This window comes from Bradyrhizobium sp. P2_E8, assembly GCF_056403875.1.
In genome coordinates, this window is sequence record NZ_JBFUES010001857.1 from 1 (window position 1) to 610 (window position 610).

1 protein-coding gene is annotated in these 610 nt (G+C 61.6%); it reads right to left on the reverse strand.

Going from position 1 to position 610, the window contains the following annotated elements; translation table 11 throughout:
* Positions 1-610: ABC transporter substrate-binding protein (locus tag AC1D00_RS44335; protein ID WP_477015103.1), on the reverse strand; the 610-nt coding region annotated here is incomplete at both ends.

Genomic DNA, 610 nt, shown 5'->3' on the forward strand with positions numbered 1-610 from the left:
CCGTACGGGCATAGGCGCCGTACATGATGGTCTTGTTGGTCCACTCGAAGTCGAAGGCATTGATCAGAGCCTCGCGCACGCGCGGGTCTTTGAACTTCTCGCGCCGTGTGTTGATGAACCAGCCCTGCGCGCCGGACGGCGTGTCGTCGGGTACGACTTCGAGCTTGACGCGATTGTCCTTCACGGCCGGGAAGTCGTAGCGCGTCGCCCAGATGCGGGACGTGAACTCTTCGCGGTAAAGATAACTCTTGCCGGTAAAGCCCTCGAAGGCGACATCGCGGTCGCGATAGAACTCGTAGCGCACGACGTCGAAATTGTAGCTGCCGCGGCAGGGCGGCAGATCGGCCGCCCACCAGTCCTTCACCCGCTCGTACTCGATGTAACGATTGACCTCGAATTTCCCGACCTTGTAGGGACCCGAGCCCAGCGGGATCTCCAGAGACGTTTCGTCGAAGGGACGAGACGCATAGTAAGCCTTCGAGAAGATCGGCAGGCCCGCGACATAGAGCGGCACGTCGCGCGCGCGTCCCTTGGCGAAGGTGACGACGAGCGTCGCATCGTCGATCGCTTCCGCGCTGACCATGTCACGCATCTGCACGATGATCAGCGG